At 33.8% G+C, this 17,641-nt stretch carries 13 protein-coding genes; 11 read left to right on the top strand and 2 right to left on the bottom strand.

Translation table 11 applies throughout. The features are described 5' to 3' along the window. Positions 1-55 precede the first annotated feature (55 nt). The 4 genes from ACODSI_RS08765 (at position 56) to ACODSI_RS08750 (ending at position 6,900) form a co-directional block, all read left to right on the top strand. Complete coding sequence (locus ACODSI_RS08765; RefSeq protein WP_488916466.1) at positions 56-511, top strand: GAF domain-containing protein; 456 nt, start codon at positions 56-58, stop codon at positions 509-511. Between the two features lie 102 nt (positions 512-613). After that, on the top strand, positions 614-883 hold the full coding sequence (rpsO, locus tag ACODSI_RS08760) for a 30S ribosomal protein S15 (RefSeq protein WP_133533524.1): 270 nt from the start codon (positions 614-616) through the stop codon (positions 881-883). A gap of 143 nt (positions 884-1,026) precedes the next feature. Then, the gene (locus tag ACODSI_RS08755) at positions 1,027-3,183 is read left to right on the top strand and encodes a polyribonucleotide nucleotidyltransferase (RefSeq protein ID WP_488916465.1); all 2,157 of its coding nucleotides are present in this window, start codon (positions 1,027-1,029) and stop codon (positions 3,181-3,183) included. 108 nt (positions 3,184-3,291) lie between these two features. Continuing rightward, a complete protein-coding gene (locus ACODSI_RS08750) occupies positions 3,292-6,900 on the top strand; it encodes a DUF2339 domain-containing protein (RefSeq protein ID WP_488916464.1) in 3,609 nt (1,202 codons plus the stop codon). A 43-nt stretch (positions 6,901-6,943) separates the two neighbouring features. Here ACODSI_RS08750 and ACODSI_RS08745 read toward each other — a convergent pair whose 3' ends face one another. Further along, positions 6,944-7,546 carry a CDP-alcohol phosphatidyltransferase family protein gene (locus ACODSI_RS08745; protein WP_488916463.1) on the bottom strand — a complete coding sequence of 201 codons (603 nt, stop codon included), beginning with the start codon at positions 7,544-7,546 and terminating at the stop codon, positions 6,944-6,946. A gap of 243 nt (positions 7,547-7,789) precedes the next feature. Between ACODSI_RS08745 and ACODSI_RS08740 the strand changes: the two genes are divergently transcribed. From ACODSI_RS08740 to rpe, 7 genes are all read left to right on the top strand, one after another. Further along, positions 7,790-8,752: a hypothetical protein gene (locus ACODSI_RS08740; protein WP_488916462.1), complete on the top strand. Its 963-nt coding sequence runs from the start codon at positions 7,790-7,792 to the stop codon at positions 8,750-8,752. 63 nt (positions 8,753-8,815) lie between these two features. Continuing rightward, complete coding sequence (locus ACODSI_RS08735; RefSeq protein ID WP_488916461.1) at positions 8,816-9,544, top strand: hypothetical protein; 729 nt, start codon at positions 8,816-8,818, stop codon at positions 9,542-9,544. A 10-nt stretch (positions 9,545-9,554) separates the two neighbouring features. Next, positions 9,555-12,317: a TonB-dependent receptor domain-containing protein gene (locus ACODSI_RS08730; protein ID WP_488916460.1), complete on the top strand. Its 2,763-nt coding sequence runs from the start codon at positions 9,555-9,557 to the stop codon at positions 12,315-12,317. Positions 12,318-12,322: 5 nt separating this feature from the next. Next, a complete protein-coding gene (locus ACODSI_RS08725) occupies positions 12,323-13,549 on the top strand; it encodes a DUF4249 domain-containing protein (RefSeq protein WP_488916459.1) in 1,227 nt (408 codons plus the stop codon). Then, complete coding sequence (locus ACODSI_RS08720; RefSeq protein WP_488916458.1) at positions 13,537-15,207, top strand: hypothetical protein; 1,671 nt, start codon at positions 13,537-13,539, stop codon at positions 15,205-15,207. Before ACODSI_RS08725 ends, ACODSI_RS08720 begins: the two co-directional genes overlap by 13 nt. A 94-nt stretch (positions 15,208-15,301) precedes the next feature. After that, positions 15,302-16,165: a sigma-70 family RNA polymerase sigma factor gene (locus ACODSI_RS08715; protein WP_007804760.1), complete on the top strand. Its 864-nt coding sequence runs from the start codon at positions 15,302-15,304 to the stop codon at positions 16,163-16,165. A gap of 292 nt (positions 16,166-16,457) precedes the next feature. After that, positions 16,458-17,120: a ribulose-phosphate 3-epimerase gene (rpe, locus tag ACODSI_RS08710; protein ID WP_488916457.1), complete on the top strand. Its 663-nt coding sequence runs from the start codon at positions 16,458-16,460 to the stop codon at positions 17,118-17,120. A 27-nt stretch (positions 17,121-17,147) separates the two neighbouring features. On the opposite strand, the gene ACODSI_RS08705 is transcribed toward rpe, so the two are convergent. Continuing rightward, positions 17,148-17,567, bottom strand: coding sequence for a CBS domain-containing protein (locus ACODSI_RS08705; RefSeq protein ID WP_488916456.1), 420 nt, complete (start codon positions 17,565-17,567; stop codon positions 17,148-17,150). Positions 17,568-17,641: the final 74 nt, after the last annotated feature.

The raw sequence follows: 17,641 nt of genomic DNA, 5'->3' as shown, positions 1-17,641 counted from the left end.
CAAATTTTAGGTAAAAGTAAGAAATTGCATTGGTTACTTTTGCAAAAAAACAAATATGAATTTTGACGAATTAAAACCAGAAGTAATTAGCATCCTTTCAAATGAAAAGGAAAGCAGAGACGAAAAGCTAAAAACCCTTTGCCAATTTTTATCCGATAACGTTGCATATTATAATTGGGTTGGATTTTATTTTGCCAACCACGAAACCAAAACTTTGCATCTTGGGGCTTATGTTGGTGCTGAAACCGATCATACTGTAATTCCGTTTGGAAAAGGTATATGTGGACAAGTAGCCGAATCGAATGCTAATTTTGTGGTGCCAGACGTTGCGGCCCAAGACAATTACATTGCCTGTAGCTTTACCGTTAAGTCTGAAATTGTGGTGCCTTTATTTGTAAACGGCATCAATATTGGACAAATAGACATTGACAGCCATGTGATTGACCCGTTCACCGAAAAAGACGAACGCTTCCTGGAATTTGTAAATCAGGAAGTTGCGAAATTATTCTAAAGAATACTTTTTTATTTGCCTAATCAAAAAAGAAGATTATCTTTGCACTCGAATTAGGAAAATCCTTTTTCATACATAATAATCATTTAAAATAATATTGGAATGTATTTAAGTAAAGAAACCAAAGCTGAAATCTTCGCTAAACACGGAGGAAAAGCTGAAAACACTGGATCTGCTGAAGGGCAAATCGCATTGTTCACATTTAGAATCTCTCACTTAACGGAGCACTTGAAAAAAAATCGTCACGATTACAATACTGAGCGTTCGTTGGTTCTTTTGGTAGGTAAAAGAAGAAGTCTTCTTGACTATTTAAAGAAAAAAGACATCAACAGATATCGTGAGATCATTAAAGAATTAGGTATTAGAAAATAATACATATCTTAAAGAGGTGCCTGCGCGCCTCTTTTTGTTTTAAAATAAATAAGAAAAGTTTCGGTTTTTCATTGGGTTACATACAACTACTACACACAACAACTACAACACAACTAACCTAATAGTTTAAACGAATTAAATTTATGATTCCAAAAGTAACCCAAGAAACAATCGATTTAGGTGATGGAAGATCTATCACAATCGAAACAGGTAAATTAGCAAAACAAGCCGATGGTTCTGTTGTTGTTAGATGTGGCGACTGTATGCTTTTAGCTACAGCTGTATCAGCAAGAACATCCAACCCAGCCGTTGACTTTTTACCTCTTACGGTAGATTACCGTGAAAAATTTGCAGCAGCAGGACGTTTTCCTGGTGGTTTTTTCAAAAGAGAAGCACGTCCAAGCGACAGTGAAGTATTAACAATGCGTCTTGTTGACCGTGTATTACGTCCGCTTTTCCCAGATGATTACCATGCTGAAACACAAGTAATGATTCAGTTAATGTCGCACGATGAAAATGTGATGCCAGATGCATTAGCAGGTTTAGCAGCTTCCGCAGCATTAGCCGTTTCAGACATTCCTTTCTACAACTTAATTTCTGAAGTACGTGTAGCACGTATTGACGGTAAATTTGTAATCAATCCAAGTAGAACGCAATTAGAATTATCTGACATTGATATGATGATTGGAGCTTCTTTAGATTCGGTTGCGATGGTAGAAGGAGAAATGAAAGAAATTTCGGAAGCAGAAATGGTAGAAGCTATCAAATTTGCTCACGAAGCTATCAAAGTTCAAATTCACGCGCAATTGCGTTTGCAAGAAGCTTTTGGTAAAAAAGAGATCCGTACTTACGAAGGTGAGAAAGAAGACGAAGCAGTTTACACTAAAGTAAAAGCTTATGCGTATGAAAAATGCTATGCTATTGCAAAAGAAGCATCAGGAAAAAGCGAAAGAAGTGAAAAATTTGCTGCTGTAAAAGAAGAAACAAAAGCTTTATTTACAGAAGAAGAATATGCTGAAAATGCAGATTTAGCTGGTTTAGTTGGGAAATATTTCTACAAAACTAACAAAGAAGCAGTTCGTAACGTAATCCTTGAATTAGGAATTCGTTTGGATGGTAGAAAAACTACAGAAATCAGACCAATTTGGTGTGAAACTGATTATTTACCTTCTGTTCACGGTTCATCATTATTTACTCGTGGAGAAACTCAAGCATTAGCAACAGTAACTTTAGGAACTTCAAGAGAAGCGAACCAAATTGATTCGCCATCGGAACAAGGAGAAGAAAAATTCTATTTACATTATAATTTTCCACCATTTTCAACTGGAGAAGCGAAACCTTTAAGAGGAACTTCCAGAAGAGAAGTGGGTCACGGAAACTTGGCACAACGTGCTTTAAAAAATATGATTCCTGCTGATTGTCCCTACACCATTCGTATTGTATCTGAAGTTTTAGAATCTAACGGTTCTTCTTCTATGGCTACCGTTTGTGCTGGAACAATGGCTTTGATGGATGCTGGAGTTCAAATGGTAAAACCAGTTTCTGGAATTGCTATGGGATTAATTACAGACGGTCAAAAATTTGCGGTACTTTCCGATATTTTAGGTGATGAAGATCACTTAGGAGACATGGACTTTAAAGTAACTGGAACTAAAGACGGAATTACGGCTTGTCAAATGGATATCAAAATCGAAGGATTGCGATACGACATTATGGAACAAGCGTTAGGTCAAGCTCGTGATGGACGTATGCATATTTTAGGAAAATTAACTGAAACTATTGCTACACCAAGAGCTGATGTTAAGAAACATGCTCCAAAAATCATCATGAGAACTATTCCTGGTAACTTTATTGGTGCGTTGATTGGACCTGGTGGAAAAGTGATTCAAGAATTACAAAAAGCTACGGGTACAACTATCGTTATTAATGAAGTGGATGAGCAAGGTGTTGTTGAAATTTTGGGTACAGATCCAGATGGAATTGCAGCAGTATTGGCTAAGATTGATTCTATCATCTTCAAACCAACAATGGGCGAAGCTTATGAAGTGAAAGTAATTAAAATGCTGGATTTTGGTGCGGTTGTAGAATACACTGCTGCTCCAGGAAACGAAGTATTGCTTCACGTATCAGAATTAGCTTGGGAACGTACTGAAAATGTTTCTGATGTTGTGAAAATGGGCGATGTATTTATGGTGAAATATTTAGGAGTTGATCCTAAAACTAGAAAAGAAAAAGTGTCTAGAAAAGCCTTATTGCCAAGACCTCCAAGAGAAGAGAAAAAAGAAGCTCCACAAGGTTAATTGATTTAAAATTAATTCATATAAAACCCCGATTCTTATATTTGAATCGGGGTTTTTGTCTTTTTATATAATTTAATACTTACATTTGATTGTACCAAAATTAAAACTATGGAGTTCATTATTTTCATTTTAGCAATAGGTGTTGCCATTTTATTTAATAATTTTTATGCCTTAAAAAAAGAAAGCCAGTTTATAAAATCTATTATTGAAAAATACAGTGCTGAAAGTTCTGACTTGAAGAAAGAACTCGCCGAATTGAAAAAATTATTGGAAGGAAAAACCATTTCTTCTGAAACTAAAATCGACGTTGTTGAGGCTGTTCAACCTCCTATAATTGAAGTCATCCCAGAGATTGTTCCTGAAGTTGTGATTGAAGATACTTCACTGCACTTTACTCCTATTGATGAATTGATACCTTTCGAAAGTGTTATTGACGAAAACAAAACTGTTGCAGTTGCAGAAAACATTAGTTCTGAACAACCCATTCTTACCTACGAAAGCCAATCATCACCTCAATTGCAACCACAACGTCCAGTACAAGAAAAGGCATATGAGGAAAGTGCTTTTTCCAAGTTTCTGAAAACGGCCGAAAGGCAATTTGCCGACAATTGGACTGGAATTCTTGGAACGGCTATCATGGTACTTGGCATCGGATATTTAAGCATTTATACTGCCTTGAAAGTAGCACCATTGTTTCGAGTTTTAATATTATGGCTGTATGCCGGATTGTTGGTGGGCTCGTATTATTTTTTACAGCAAAAAGAGAAATGGCAGACCACCGGACTATGGTTGCGAAGTGCTGGAGCGAGTTTATTTTTGTTTGGTTGTTTTGGCGCTTCACAGATTCCGGCCTTAACGTTTATTGCCAATCCGATTTTTAGTTATGCCTTAATCGCACTGGGAATTGGTCTGAATTTATATGTTGGCTACATCATTAAAAAGCAAACTTTTTTATCGCTTCATGTGATTTTGAGTATGCTGATTTTATGTGTAATTCCCGAAAAAACACTTGCTACTTTTGTATTGGCTTCGGTAACTGCTGCTATTGGAATTGTATTGTCATACAAAGAAAAATGGGAATATCATTTGCTCATTGTCATTACCGCTTTCATCATTTTTGACATTTGGTTTAACGCACAAGGAACGCATTTATCGGCGACTCAAAACATTGTTGCTATACTCGGAATAATTGCTGTGGCCGGAAGTTGCATAGTAATGCAATACCGCAGTGTTTATGAAAATACGTTTTTTGACAAGACTGCATTTATGACGCATTTAACCAACTGGGTTTTATTTGCTACAGGGCTAATTTTGCACAGCACTGGAAGCCGATTTAAAACCTTTATACTGTTTATTGGTGCTATAATTTGTTTGTTTATTTCGCTTAGAGCCAGAAAGAAAAAAATCTATTGGCTGTATCACTTAGACGGCATGGTGACATTTGTATTGCTTTCACTAAGCATCATCATGTTGAACGATTGGAGCGTTGGTTTGGATGTTATTGCATGCATTTTATACATAGTTATTCTTCTTTGTTTGTTTGTAGTCTATAAAGAAAAAGAATCGTTGTTGTATCGCATTTTCCTTGGTATCAATAACGCTGCAGCGGTTGGCTTAATTCTGTTTTCGGCATTAGTGGTTAGTGATTGTATTGGTGCTACAAAAGTCACAAGTGCTTTGGCTACTTCCATTGGACTGGCGTTAATCGCTATTTCGGTTCCGATTTACACTTCCATTAAAAAAGAATTTACCGCTATCGACCCTTTCTTTGGCGACAAAAATTTAAGTGTAAATGGATTGCTCGCTATTGCCTTATCTGTTTTTGTCGTTGTACATAGCAACAACCAATTGACGCACAATTTATTTGTGGTTGTACTTATTGGAATTGCGTTAATTTGGTGTTTCTTGAAACAAAAACTGGACAACAATACGTTTGATATTGGAAGAATTATTTTCTACGCTTTCGGTATTTTCATCACGGTTTTTATGATTAAAATAGAACACAAATCGGGTTATGATTTTGTTTTTGCAGCTGGTTTAGTACTGCTAATTGCCTACAATTGGACAGTTTCCCATTTTTACAAAAACGATTTTATCATTCGATTTATTGCCATAGTTGGAATGAATGCACTATTACTTCTACTGGTATACAAATACTTACCACAACATCAAATCATTCAAATTTTTAGCTTGTTCGGAATTGCATTATTCAATCACGAATTCTTATGGTTGAATTTCAAGAAAAACTCGTTGACCTCAGACAACCAAACAGTATTATATGTTTTCGTTCACTTTTTTATTTTCATTGGAAGTCTGTTATTTTTATATCATACCTCTGACTTTTCAACAACTGAAATTGGCTTGACTTGTCTTGGAATTACCGCTATTGAACTGTACGTATTATTTGCAAAACGACTCAGAAACAATTCGGAAGACACCCGTAAAGAATGGACTAATTTCAATTTAATTATTGGTGAATTTTTACTTTTTACTGCATTTCTTTTTGGGTTTTCTTGTTTGCAAACGGAATACTTATCGGTTTACTTTGCCGTAATTGCCCTGATCTCTTTTGTGGGTTTTCAAAAATTTTACGAATTCAAACGCTACAATACATACTCGTTTATAATTTTAGTGATAAGCCTTATCATTGCGGTGTACTCAGCAATTGATAGTGCGTTTGCTGCAAACCGTTGGTTACTATATACTACTCAAGCAACGACGGTACTGCTTACTGTTGGCTACTCGTATTTGCAATTTAAAAGTTCGGACGAAAAAGCGAAAAAATTCATCGTTGCTTTACCTATTATTCAGAATTTAGGTGTGCTGCTTTTGTTGTTTTTACAAGTAGAAGTTAATTATTTATCGATTCTATGTATGGCTTTAGCTTTGGTTAATTTCTGGTTGATTACCAAAGAAAAAATCAAGCTAAAACAAGACTTTGCCTCTATCATTGCCTTTTTGGCTATAGTCGTGTCTTTATTTCATTGCTTCGACAAACTCAACTCTTTTATACCATTAGATTGGATTATGCAACTTTCAAGCTGTGCTTTAGGATTAGTTTTAGTTATTCTTTTAAACAAAAAAGAAGCGATAGATTCGATGAAATCCAATTATCAAATTGTGTTGAATATATGGCTTTCGTTAATGATGTTTTCGCAATTACCACACCAATGGTTACCAGTATTTTGGACGGCGACAGCCATTTTAAACTTGTACCTGTATTATAGAAAAATAAGCGTACAAAAAAACATCAGTATTATTTATTATTTGCTTGCTAACCTACATTTAGGATTTTTAAGCTTCAATTTTTATCAATCTCGATTCTTGGCGATTTACCTGTTAATTTTTGCTTTATTAGCCGTTTACATTTATTTAGCTTCTAAATGGATGGAAAAATTTGAGCTCAAAAACAGCCTGTTAATTTACCCAGCTACTTTAAGTATCGGATGCTTTTTATATTTAACCTTTGACAAAGGCATACTAACGTTCTTCTGGATTTTAGAAGCGTTAGGTTTGTTGATTTTAGGAATTCTACTCAAAGAAAAATACTTTAGATACGTTTCGCTTTCTCTTGTAGGACTATGCGTTGTTCGCCTGATGTTCTTCGATTTGTCGAATGCCGATTTCTTAATTAGAGCTATGGTTTTATTGGGCGTTGGAGTGGTTTTACTCGTAATGAACAGCTTGTTTAAAAAATACAAAGATCGATTTGAATAAAACGAATAAACCCCAGCTTGTTTGTAAGTTGGGGTTTATTAAATCATCCGTTGAACCACTTATTCCTTTTGATGCTATTGCCTCTTTTAATCAAATAAGCATGATAAGAACTAGGGACATCATGCGTCCATTTTGGCAAAAAATAAATAATCAAATAGACATCAATGTGGCCTATAATTCCGAAAAAAACGGCTAAGAAAAATGGAATTCCTGCATATCCAAAACCAATCATTGAAACAAAAGCTACCAAAAGTGTAATGCCCCATAATTTTGACAGCAGGGCATGGGTACACGTTTCCTTTCCAAATTTTGCAATACTAAAAACATAAGTAAGCGCTTCCATAACAAAGATTAAAATAATAGAACCGTAATTATTTTTTATGATTTCTGGATTCAACAACCAAGCACACCAACCGACACACAACCAAAAGAACAAGTCGGTTTGACTGTCCATTCGTCTTAATTTTTCGGAAGAAACATTATATTTTCTAGCAATAATACCATCAAAAATGTCTGTTAATAATCCTATTATCATTAGGCTTACTAAAACAACTCGCTCCTTATTAACTTGTGAATAAGCAATTGCAATCATAATGGGGCCCAATAACAATCGTGTTGCAATGAGCACTACAGGTAATTTTTTCATTTTTTTAAGTTTTAGTGATTTTTAAAATAGTGTATAAGATTGATGATGAAATTTTTTAACATCTTTCGTTCAAATGATTCTGGCATATCTCTTTCAATACCTTTTTGGTACAACCAAGAAAACAGTTTTATAAAAAAAAGCTTCATTTTTAAATCTTTAACAGCCCAAAACTATTGTGATTATTACAACTTCAATGGCGATAAATAATAATTAAAATACCTATATTTGCGATTATCACAAAATATGAATCATCAAGAACTACTTTTAAAGACCATCAGAACCTATCTTTCTCCTTCAGAATCGCTGAATGAAGTCATCGCTTTTGTACTGAACATTAGTTATGATGCTGCACACAGAAGGGTTTCGGGCAAAAGCAAATTTTCTATTGAAGAAACCATTTCGCTTTGCAATCATTATGGTATTTCTATGGACGCTATTTTCTCGGCAAAGAATAAAGTATTGGTTGAAAAAACCACAGAAGTAAAGTCGTTTGACGATATGGTGACGTATTTTGAGCAATCGGCAAACTACCTAAAGCAATACGTGACTTTAGACAATACCACTTTGTTTTATTCGGCTAAAGACATTCCGCTGTTTTATACCATTGGCGGTAGTTTACTGTCCAAATTTAAAATGTATGTGTGGTTAAACTTGCTCATCGGAACTGAAAATCAAGAAGCTTTTGAAAAGTTCCAACTAACCCAACCGTTACAAGAATATGTTGAAGTTTTAAAGCAAGTATATGAAAAGGCAGCCGTCAGTGAAATATGGAATGACACTACCATAAACAGCACGTTACAACAAATATTTTACTTTTACGAATCGGGTTTACTAACCCGAAACAATGCCGAATTATTATATGCCGAAATGAACACTTTGTTACAAAAGGTAGAAGACAAATGCAGTTTGAATCAGCCCAACTATCATTTATATTATAATGAATTGTTGATTTTGAACAACAATGTTCTTATTGCGAATGATCATAAAAAAACCTTGTTCATTCCATATACCTTATTGGGTTACTTCATCACCGAAGACTTGAACACTTGTGTAAATGCATCCGATTATTACCAGCATCAAATAAAGAATTCTAAGTCGTTAAATTTGTCTGGTACCCGGGATCGAAAGCTGTTTTTTAACAAAGCCCACCAGAAAATTGATTACTACCTTCAAAAGTTAAATTTTGAAATTGACATCAATTATTAAAAAAGAATGAATACTTTTACGTAGGAACATTCTTCTTTTTTAAACGTATACAATTACTAATCAATGGTTTTAAAAAAAATAAACACTACTTTTCTTATTTTTCTATTACTGTTTTTATCGGGTGAAATTAATATTTATGGTCAAAATAGCGATTCTATATATGATTGGTTTGACCAAAAAACTGGAAAAGAAAATTTAGCCATCAATAATGGAAAGTTATTGCTCAATTATGACCGAGTAGCAAATAATAATGATCGCTTTTATTTTAGTCAATACGTTACAGGAACCGTGGTTTATGACGACCAAACCTACAACAATGTTGTGGTAAATTACGATCTCTACAACGATGATTTGATCTTAAAACCCAATGGAGAAGCTGACAAAAGTCCAATTATTTTGGTAAAAGATAAAGTGCAGTCCTTTTCCATTGACAAAAAAAATTATGTAAATTTAAATTACTCGCAAACTAAAATTTTCGATATTATAAATGGGTATTATGAAGAAGGCTATATAGGAAATCAATTGCGTTTTTACATCAAACATGCCAAAACTAGAACCGAAAGAATCAATAGTGATGGCCCTTATGACGATTTCACAGAAAAAACCTATTTTATTTTAAACTATAAAAATGAGTATTTCAAAATAAGTTCAAAGAAAAGCATTATTACAATTTTTCCCGAATACAAGAAGTTAATTAATGAATTCTACTCCACCAACGATTATATGATAAAATTAGACAAATCTAAATTTCTGACTAATTTATTTACTTATTTAAATTCCAATATCCAGTAATTAATTTCAAATGAGGAAAATTTCACTCGCAATCATACTTTTATTCCAACTCTTAGCTTATTCTCAAAAAAGCCAAGAGAAATATTCCTTTGATTTCACCGATGCTTCTTTAAAAACAGCTCTTGAAACCATTGAGAAAAGTACCAATTACACCTTTTACTTTCAAGAAGAATGGGTTTCAGACAACAAATCAACAATAACTATTAGCCTGAAAAACGAAACCATTGAGGAAATTTTATCTCAAGTATTAAAGCAAACTGAAATCAATTATTTTATTGATAAAAACAAAATAATCCTTTCTAAACACAACATCATTAGGGAACAATTACCCGATGATTTTTTTGAAAAACAAACCGCAATTTCGAATTCTATAGACAGTAAACCCATTTTTTACCAAGACAATGATTCTTTAATCAACAGTTCTAAAAGGCTAGAAAAAGTTACCGTTATTGGAAAAGAAAGTAAAAAATCGGATAAAAAAACGTGCGTGCTTTCAGGACATTTGAAAGATGCAAAAACAGGTCAACCTTTATCGAATGTTTTAATAAAAGTTCAAAATAAGAAAAACAGTACCTACACCGACGCAGAAGGTTTTTATAAATTAACCGTTCCTGTTGGGGTCAATTTTATAGAAACCGATTACATCAGCCACAATCGCTTGGTTAAGAAAGTAGTGCTTTATAACGATGGTACTTTAAACTTAAAACTAGAAGAAAAAGTAAACCTCCTTGATGAAGTAGTAATCAATGCCAAAAAAAGCGAGAATGTAAAATCTGCCGTTACTGGTGTTACTTCAATCAATATCGAAGGCATCAAAAATATTCCTTTGGTTTTGGGAGAACGTGATATTTTTAAAGTAGCTACCATCCTTCCTGGTGTAAAGCAAACAGGCGAAGGTTCTGCAGGATACAATGTTCGTGGCGGAAAAGAAGACCAAAATTTAATTCTTTTAGACAATGCTTTGATTTATAATCCAGCGCATTTCTTTGGTTTTTTCTCTTCTGTAAATCCGTTTACCACAAAAAAAGCTAACATTTATAAAGGCAGTATTCCAGCTGAATTTGGCGGAAGATTATCCTCTGTATTTGACATTACTACAAAAAACGGGAATCCAACCAAATTTTCTGGAGAAGGCGGCATCGGCCCAGTAACCAGCAATTTAACGTTGAGCACACCCGTAATTAAAGACAAAGCCAGCTTGCTTGTTGGCGCACGAGGCACCTATTCGGGTTGGATTTTACGATCGTTAAAAAACGAATCGTTAAAAAACAGTCAAGCTTCTTTTTATGATGCCATTGTAAAATATAACCATAAGATCAATGAAAAAAACAATCTTGAATCGACTTTTTACTACAGCCGTGATGCTTTTAGTATTTCATCTGATTCTTTGTACAAATACAGCAATCGATTGATTTCATTAAAATGGGATCACACCTTTAATGAAAAAAACAGAGGCTCTTTGATTTTTACGAATAGTGAATACAAGTTTTTTATTGACTACAATAGCAGTGAATTAAAAGCATTTGATTTTGGGTATAAGATTAATGAAAGTCAAGCCATTTTGAAATTAAGCCATAATTTTAATGAAAAACACAAGTTTAACTATGGAATTTCAAGTAAACTTTACGGAATTAATCCAGGATATTTGAGTCCGAAAAGCCCACAATCATCACTCATACCCGTTGCTCTCGACAAAGAACGAGGCATTGAATCGGCAGCTTATTTTTCGGATACTTTTAAAGTAAATTCGAAATTATTAATTGATTTAGGATTACGCTATTCAACTTTTTCGGCATTGGGTGCAGCTACACAAAAGATTTACCAGGAAAATGTTCCTTTAAGTGATGCTACTGTTATAGAAACCAGAACGTACTCCAACAATGAAGCAATTAAAACTTATGGTGGATTTGAACCACGTCTCTCTGCACGCTATGTTATTGGTGATAATTTATCTTTAAAAGGAAGTTACGACAAAGCTTATCAATACATTCACCTACTATCGAGCAATACTACGCAATCTCCAACAGACACTTGGAAACTTTCTGATTTGAATGTTAAACCTCAAGTTGCGCAACAATTTTCTTTGGGGATATATAAAAACATTCCGAAACAAGATGTTGAAATAAGTCTGGAAGGATACTATAAAGCTTCGAGTAATTTTTTGGATTATAAAGTCGCTGCCCAATTGCTTTTGAATGAAAATATAGAAACCCAATTGCTTCAAGGAAAAGGGAAAGCCTATGGAATTGAATTCTTAATTAAGAAAAATAGCGGCCGATTAAACGGTTGGGTTGGGTATACGTATTCCAGAACTTTTGTAAAATTAGACAGTCCATTTAGCGATGAACGTGTAAACAATGGCTCTTATTTTCCGGCCAATTTTGACAAACCCCACGATATAAGTGTGGTGTTTAACTACCGTTTTACCAAACGTTATAGTTTGTCAAGTAATTTTATCTATCAAACCGGAAGACCAATAACCTATCCTATTGGCAGGTATACTTATGGAAATGCAGAATACACTTTATATAGTGATCGAAATCAATTTCGAATTCCAGATTATTATCGCTTAGATATTGGATTTAATGTAGAAGGCACGCACAAACTTAAAAAATTAGCACACGGTTTCTGGAACATTTCAATATACAATGTACTGGGAAGAAACAATCCGTACTCCATTTATTTTGTGACTGAAAACGGACAAATCAAAGCCTACAAGACCTCTATTTTTGCGATTCCAATTCCAACAATTACCTATAATTTCAAATTTTAATGGTTATGAAGAATATAAAATACATCCTAATGCTAACCGTAGTACTTTCGATACTTACGAGTTGTACCGATCCCTATATTTTAAAAACAACCAACTATGAAGAAGCTTTAGTTGTTGAAGCCACAATCACTAATGAATTGAAACATCAAGTAGTGAAATTAACTAAAACGTATCGCTTGGAAGAAACAGCGCCCACAACCGTTTCAGATGCTGTTGTAGTTATTAGTGATAATTTGGGTAATGATTATCCATTTGCAGAAATCAATGGAGTGTATCTATCTGTAAATGAATTTCAAGCACAACCAAATGCGGTATACCATTTAAAAATTATAACGGATGATGGCAAAACGTATGAGTCTTCTAGCGAAACATTGACGCATATAAATCCAATTCAAGACGTGATTCCTACTGTTGTAACGAAAGACGGTGTAAAAGGAGTGGAAATGGTTGTAAATAGCTTTGACCCTACAAACAGTTCGAAATACTACCGATTTGAATACGAAGAAACCAACAAGATTGTGGCGCCAAAATGGGTTCCTGTAAAAGGAGTTGGAACATTTGTATATGATCCTAATGGAAATTTAGGTGGAACTATTGATTTAATTCCAAGAACTACAGAAGCTAGAGTGTGTTTTAACACCAAAAAATCAGACAAAATTATTGTTACAAGCACTAATGACTTGTCGGAAGATCGTGTTGCCTTTCCTATTCGATTTATTAAAAGTACAGATTACACTATTGCCAATCGATACAGTATTATGGTTACACAATACGTTCAAAATTTGGCATCTTACACCTATTACAAAACCTTAAAAGAATTGTCGGGTTCTGGAAGTATTTTATCACAAAATCAACCTGGTTTTTTTGCAGGAAATATTAAGTGTATAGAGAATCCTGAAGAAAAAGTTATAGGATACTTTGAAGTGTCATCGGTCTCTTCAAAAAGAATTTTTTTCAATTACAATCAAGTTTTTCCAACCGATCCAATACCCAAATACCCTTATCAATGTGAAGTAGATCCATTATTACAAGATAACGACTTAAACCATTTTTTCAAACTATGTTTTGGAATGTCATTGGAATGTAGGGGTTCTCAATTGATAAGTGGTTTACAAAATAATCAAATGTGTTATTATAACAATGTAAACGATATTTACGAAGTATATGATATACAATGTGGCGATTGCACTTCTTTTTCATCTAATATAATACCTTCATTTTGGATAGATTAAAAAAAATATTATACGTTTTAGTTACCTTATTTAGCTCAATAGTTTGGGCGCAACAAACCGTTTCTACAACTACAAATGAAAGCCTGTTTCTTCATATAAACGGTTCTTCATTTGTTACGGGTGAAACTTTGTATTATAAATTATACTGCTTAAATCCAATGCATTTTACCCAGAGCAACATCAGTAAGGTTGCCTATGTAGCGCTTGTAAGTAGCGATAAAAAAGTAATTTTTAATCACAAATTATTTTTAGACAAGGCGATGGGACAAGGTGATTTCTTCATTACGACAAGTATTCCCACAGGAACTTACAAACTGATTGGTTACACCAAATGGATGTTAAACAACTCCGAATCATTTGAAACTGATATTACTATCATTAATCCGTTTCAAACGGCAAGTGAAAATAAAATCAATTCGAATAACAAAACCATTTCGCTTTTAGAGAAAAACAATCCTGAAAACAATATTCAACTTCCAAAAAAATCATTTGCAAATAGAGAAAAAGTAGATGTAAAAGTTACCCATTTATCTCAAGGTAATTATTCACTTTCTGTTAGAAAAGTTCAAGATTTACCTTTCATTAAGCCGTTAACGTCATTGGAATTTTCTAAGAAAGAATTGAATACCACTGTATCGTTTTCTGATTCAAATGTTATTTTACCTGAACTACGCGGTGAAATTATCTCAGGAGTTTTAACTTCAAAAAACAATCTGCCCGTAAATAACATATCCGTTGCACTTTCAATACCTGGAAAAACATTTGAGTTCAAATTAGTCAAAACCAATAAAGAAGGAAAGTTTCTATTTAATCTTGACAAACCTTACTATGAGCCCAATTGTGTGATTCAAGTTTTGAATAATTACAAAGAAGATTACACTATAACTTTAGACCAATCAGCAACATTTGATTTGACTTCTGTAACAATAGCAAACGATGTTAAATTATCTTCCGAATTAAAGTCAATTATTGAAGAACATTCCGTAGCCAGCCAGATTGAGAACACTTATTTTGAGAAAAAAGCAGATACATTATCCCGAACAATTCCTCAAGCATTTTTTTACCAACCCATTGCTAAAGAATATATTTTAGACAATTATACTCGTTTCCCTACCATTAAAGAAACCATCACCGAAGTTGTCAAAGAAATGCATTATTACAACAAAAACAATGTTTATTCGTTATATCTGAGTGATTACGATCCAAACACCGAAATTGAAGAACCACCATTAGTATTAATTGATGGTCTTTTAGTTCAAGACATCAATGAACTGTTAGAATATCCAGCGGTAAATATCTATAAAATTTGCGTGATCAATCAAGGCTATTCCTATGGAAATAAAACCTTTAATGGTGTAGTTAGTTTTATTACAAAAAAATATGAATACAACACCAATCTATCAGGCAGTTACATCATCAAAACCACTATTTCTAATCCATTAGCAAAAAAGAATTATTTCAAACCAGATTATTCAAACAAAGATTTTGAGAGAATTCCCGATTACCGATATCAATTATTATGGATGCCCGAATTGCTTGATAATAATCAAATTTCATTTTATACTTCTGACCAAAAAGGAACCTTTGAAATTGTTATTGAAGGTTTTACATCTGAAGGAAAACCAATATCTATTAAAGACTATTTTGAAGTACAATAAACACTGAAATTAAAAATAATGTGATTTTTTGTAACTTTTTTGCAACTCATTACGTATAACAACCTGAACACTTTAAAGAAAAGGAGAAAAATAAATGAGACAGCTCAAAATCACCAAGCAGGTAACTAATCGTGAAACTGCTTCCTTAGACAAATACCTACAAGAAATTGGAAAAGTTGATTTGATTACTGCTGATGAAGAAGTGGAATTGGCACAACGTATCAAAGCAGGTGACCAACGTGCTTTAGAGAAATTAACCAAAGCCAATTTGCGTTTCGTAGTATCTGTTGCAAAACAATACCAAAATCAAGGACTTACCCTTCCCGATTTAATTAATGAAGGAAATTTAGGTTTGATTAAAGCAGCTCAACGTTTTGATGAAACTCGTGGTTTCAAATTTATTTCATACGCGGTGTGGTGGATTCGCCAATCGATTCTTCAAGCACTAGCAGAACAATCTCGTATCGTTCGTTTACCCTTAAACAAAATCGGTTCTATCAATAAAATCAACAAAATGTATGCTTTATTAGAGCAATCTAATGAAAGACCACCTTCTGCTGAAGAAATTGCCAAAGAACTTGATATGACGGTTAATGACGTAAAAGAGTCTATGAAAAACTCAGGTCGTCACTTATCCATGGATGCACCACTTGTAGAAGGAGAAGATTCTAACCTTTACGACGTTTTACGCTCTGGTGAATCTCCAAATCCAGATAGAGAATTAATCCACGAATCATTACGTACAGAAATTGAGCGTTCGTTAGAAACTTTAACCCCAAGAGAAGCAGACGTAGTGCGTTTGTATTTTGGATTAGGTGACCAACATCCAATGACATTAGAAGAAATTGGTGAAACATTCGATTTAACTCGTGAACGCGTTCGTCAAATTAAAGAAAAAGCTATTCGTAGATTAAAACATACATCAAGAAGTAAAATCTTGAAAACATATTTAGGATAATCCTATACACGCAACAACAGTTTCAAAACTGTTCGTTTTTTGATTGATGATTGAAACTCCGGCTGATTACCGGAGTTTTGTTTTTTGTATGGGAAACAAAATCCGGTCAGTTCGCTTCGCTCGGGTTCCAGAGTTTTGTTTTTTGTATGGGAAACAGACTTCAACATTCAATATTCCAAGTTGAATATTCAAAATTCAAAAATTAAAGTGTATAATTTGTACCTTTGCAAAAAGATTGAATATTCAAAATTGAACAACGAATTTTGAAATCAACAAAACAACACTAACTACAATGAAGAATACACTTATCGCACCATCAGTTCTTGCAGCCGATTTTGCCAACCTACAACGCGACATCGAAATGATCAACAATTCTGATGCTGATTGGTTTCACATTGACATTATGGATGGCGTTTTTGTCCCTAACATTTCTTTTGGAATGCCCGTTTTAGAAGCTATTTCTAAACATGCAAAAAAAACCATTGATGTTCATTTAATGATTATTGATCCTGATCGTTATATTAAAACGTTTGCCGAATTGGGTTCTAATATACTCACCGTTCATTTTGAAGCTTGCACTCACCTTCACAGAACGTTGCAAGCTATTAAAGCTGAAGGCATGAAAGCTGGAGTAGCACTTAATCCACACACCAATGTTAATTTACTAGAAGATATAATTAAGGATATCGATATGGTTTGTATTATGAGTGTAAATCCGGGATTTGGAGGACAATCCTTTATTGAAAATACGTATAAAAAAATTAAAGATTTAAAAGAAATCATCAAAAGAAATAATGCTTCTACCCTTATTGAAATTGATGGTGGCGTGACCAACAAAAATGCAGCTCAATTAGTTGAAGCTGGTGCTGATGTTCTCGTTGCTGGCAGCTATGTTTTTAAAGCCGAAAACCCAACAAGCACAATAAGTGACTTAAAGAAAATTACATCCTTATAAAAAATGCTCCAGATGGAGCATTTTGTTTTAGTATTGGTTGATTAAATATTTTATCAAATCGGTCGTAGTTACTATTCCCACAAGCAATTCATCTTCAACTACGGGCAAGGCATGAAACTCACGTTTAGAAAGAATTTCGGCTACTTCCTTAATGGTTGTATCTGGAGCAACTTTAACCAGATTTCTTGCCATAACCTGCTCTACTGAAAACATATTATACACCGTAACATCTACTTCCATTTCGTCTTCATCTACAGCATCTGCAAAAGAAATCCGCAACAAATCGGTATAACTTAACATTCCCACAATCTTATTCCCATTCACTACTGGAATATGACGAATATGATGTTTTTTAAACAATTGCTCTGCTTTAGTTAAATCATCTGACAAATTTAACTTTATCACATTTTTAGTCATAATAGATGACACTGGTACTTTCTGTTTCATGACTTGATCTTTTATTGGACACTAAAGTTACAATTACAATAGCAACATAAATATGATAAAAGTCAGCAACCTAT

Source organism: Flavobacterium sp. FG139 (assembly GCF_057809695.1).
Note: the sequence above shows the minus strand (reverse complement) of the source record. Positions and strands in the feature narration are given on the sequence as shown.

What these genes read in the sequence shown, in the direction of transcription:
- ACODSI_RS08765 (WP_488916466.1), top strand. Translation starts at nt 56, where the DNA reads ATGAATTTTGACGAATTAAAACCAGAAGTAATTAGCATCCTTTCAAAT.
- rpsO (WP_133533524.1), top strand. Translation starts at nt 614, where the DNA reads ATGTATTTAAGTAAAGAAACCAAAGCTGAAATCTTCGCTAAACACGGA.
- ACODSI_RS08755 (WP_488916465.1), top strand. Translation starts at nt 1,027, where the DNA reads ATGATTCCAAAAGTAACCCAAGAAACAATCGATTTAGGTGATGGAAGA.
- ACODSI_RS08750 (WP_488916464.1), top strand. Translation starts at nt 3,292, where the DNA reads ATGGAGTTCATTATTTTCATTTTAGCAATAGGTGTTGCCATTTTATTT.
- ACODSI_RS08745 (WP_488916463.1), bottom strand. Translation starts at nt 7,546, where the DNA reads ATGAAAAAATTACCTGTAGTGCTCATTGCAACACGATTGTTATTGGGC.
- ACODSI_RS08740 (WP_488916462.1), top strand. Translation starts at nt 7,790, where the DNA reads ATGAATCATCAAGAACTACTTTTAAAGACCATCAGAACCTATCTTTCT.
- ACODSI_RS08735 (WP_488916461.1), top strand. Translation starts at nt 8,816, where the DNA reads ATGGTTTTAAAAAAAATAAACACTACTTTTCTTATTTTTCTATTACTG.
- ACODSI_RS08730 (WP_488916460.1), top strand. Translation starts at nt 9,555, where the DNA reads ATGAGGAAAATTTCACTCGCAATCATACTTTTATTCCAACTCTTAGCT.
- ACODSI_RS08725 (WP_488916459.1), top strand. Translation starts at nt 12,323, where the DNA reads ATGAAGAATATAAAATACATCCTAATGCTAACCGTAGTACTTTCGATA.
- ACODSI_RS08715 (WP_007804760.1), top strand. Translation starts at nt 15,302, where the DNA reads ATGAGACAGCTCAAAATCACCAAGCAGGTAACTAATCGTGAAACTGCT.
- rpe (WP_488916457.1), top strand. Translation starts at nt 16,458, where the DNA reads ATGAAGAATACACTTATCGCACCATCAGTTCTTGCAGCCGATTTTGCC.
- ACODSI_RS08705 (WP_488916456.1), bottom strand. Translation starts at nt 17,567, where the DNA reads ATGAAACAGAAAGTACCAGTGTCATCTATTATGACTAAAAATGTGATA.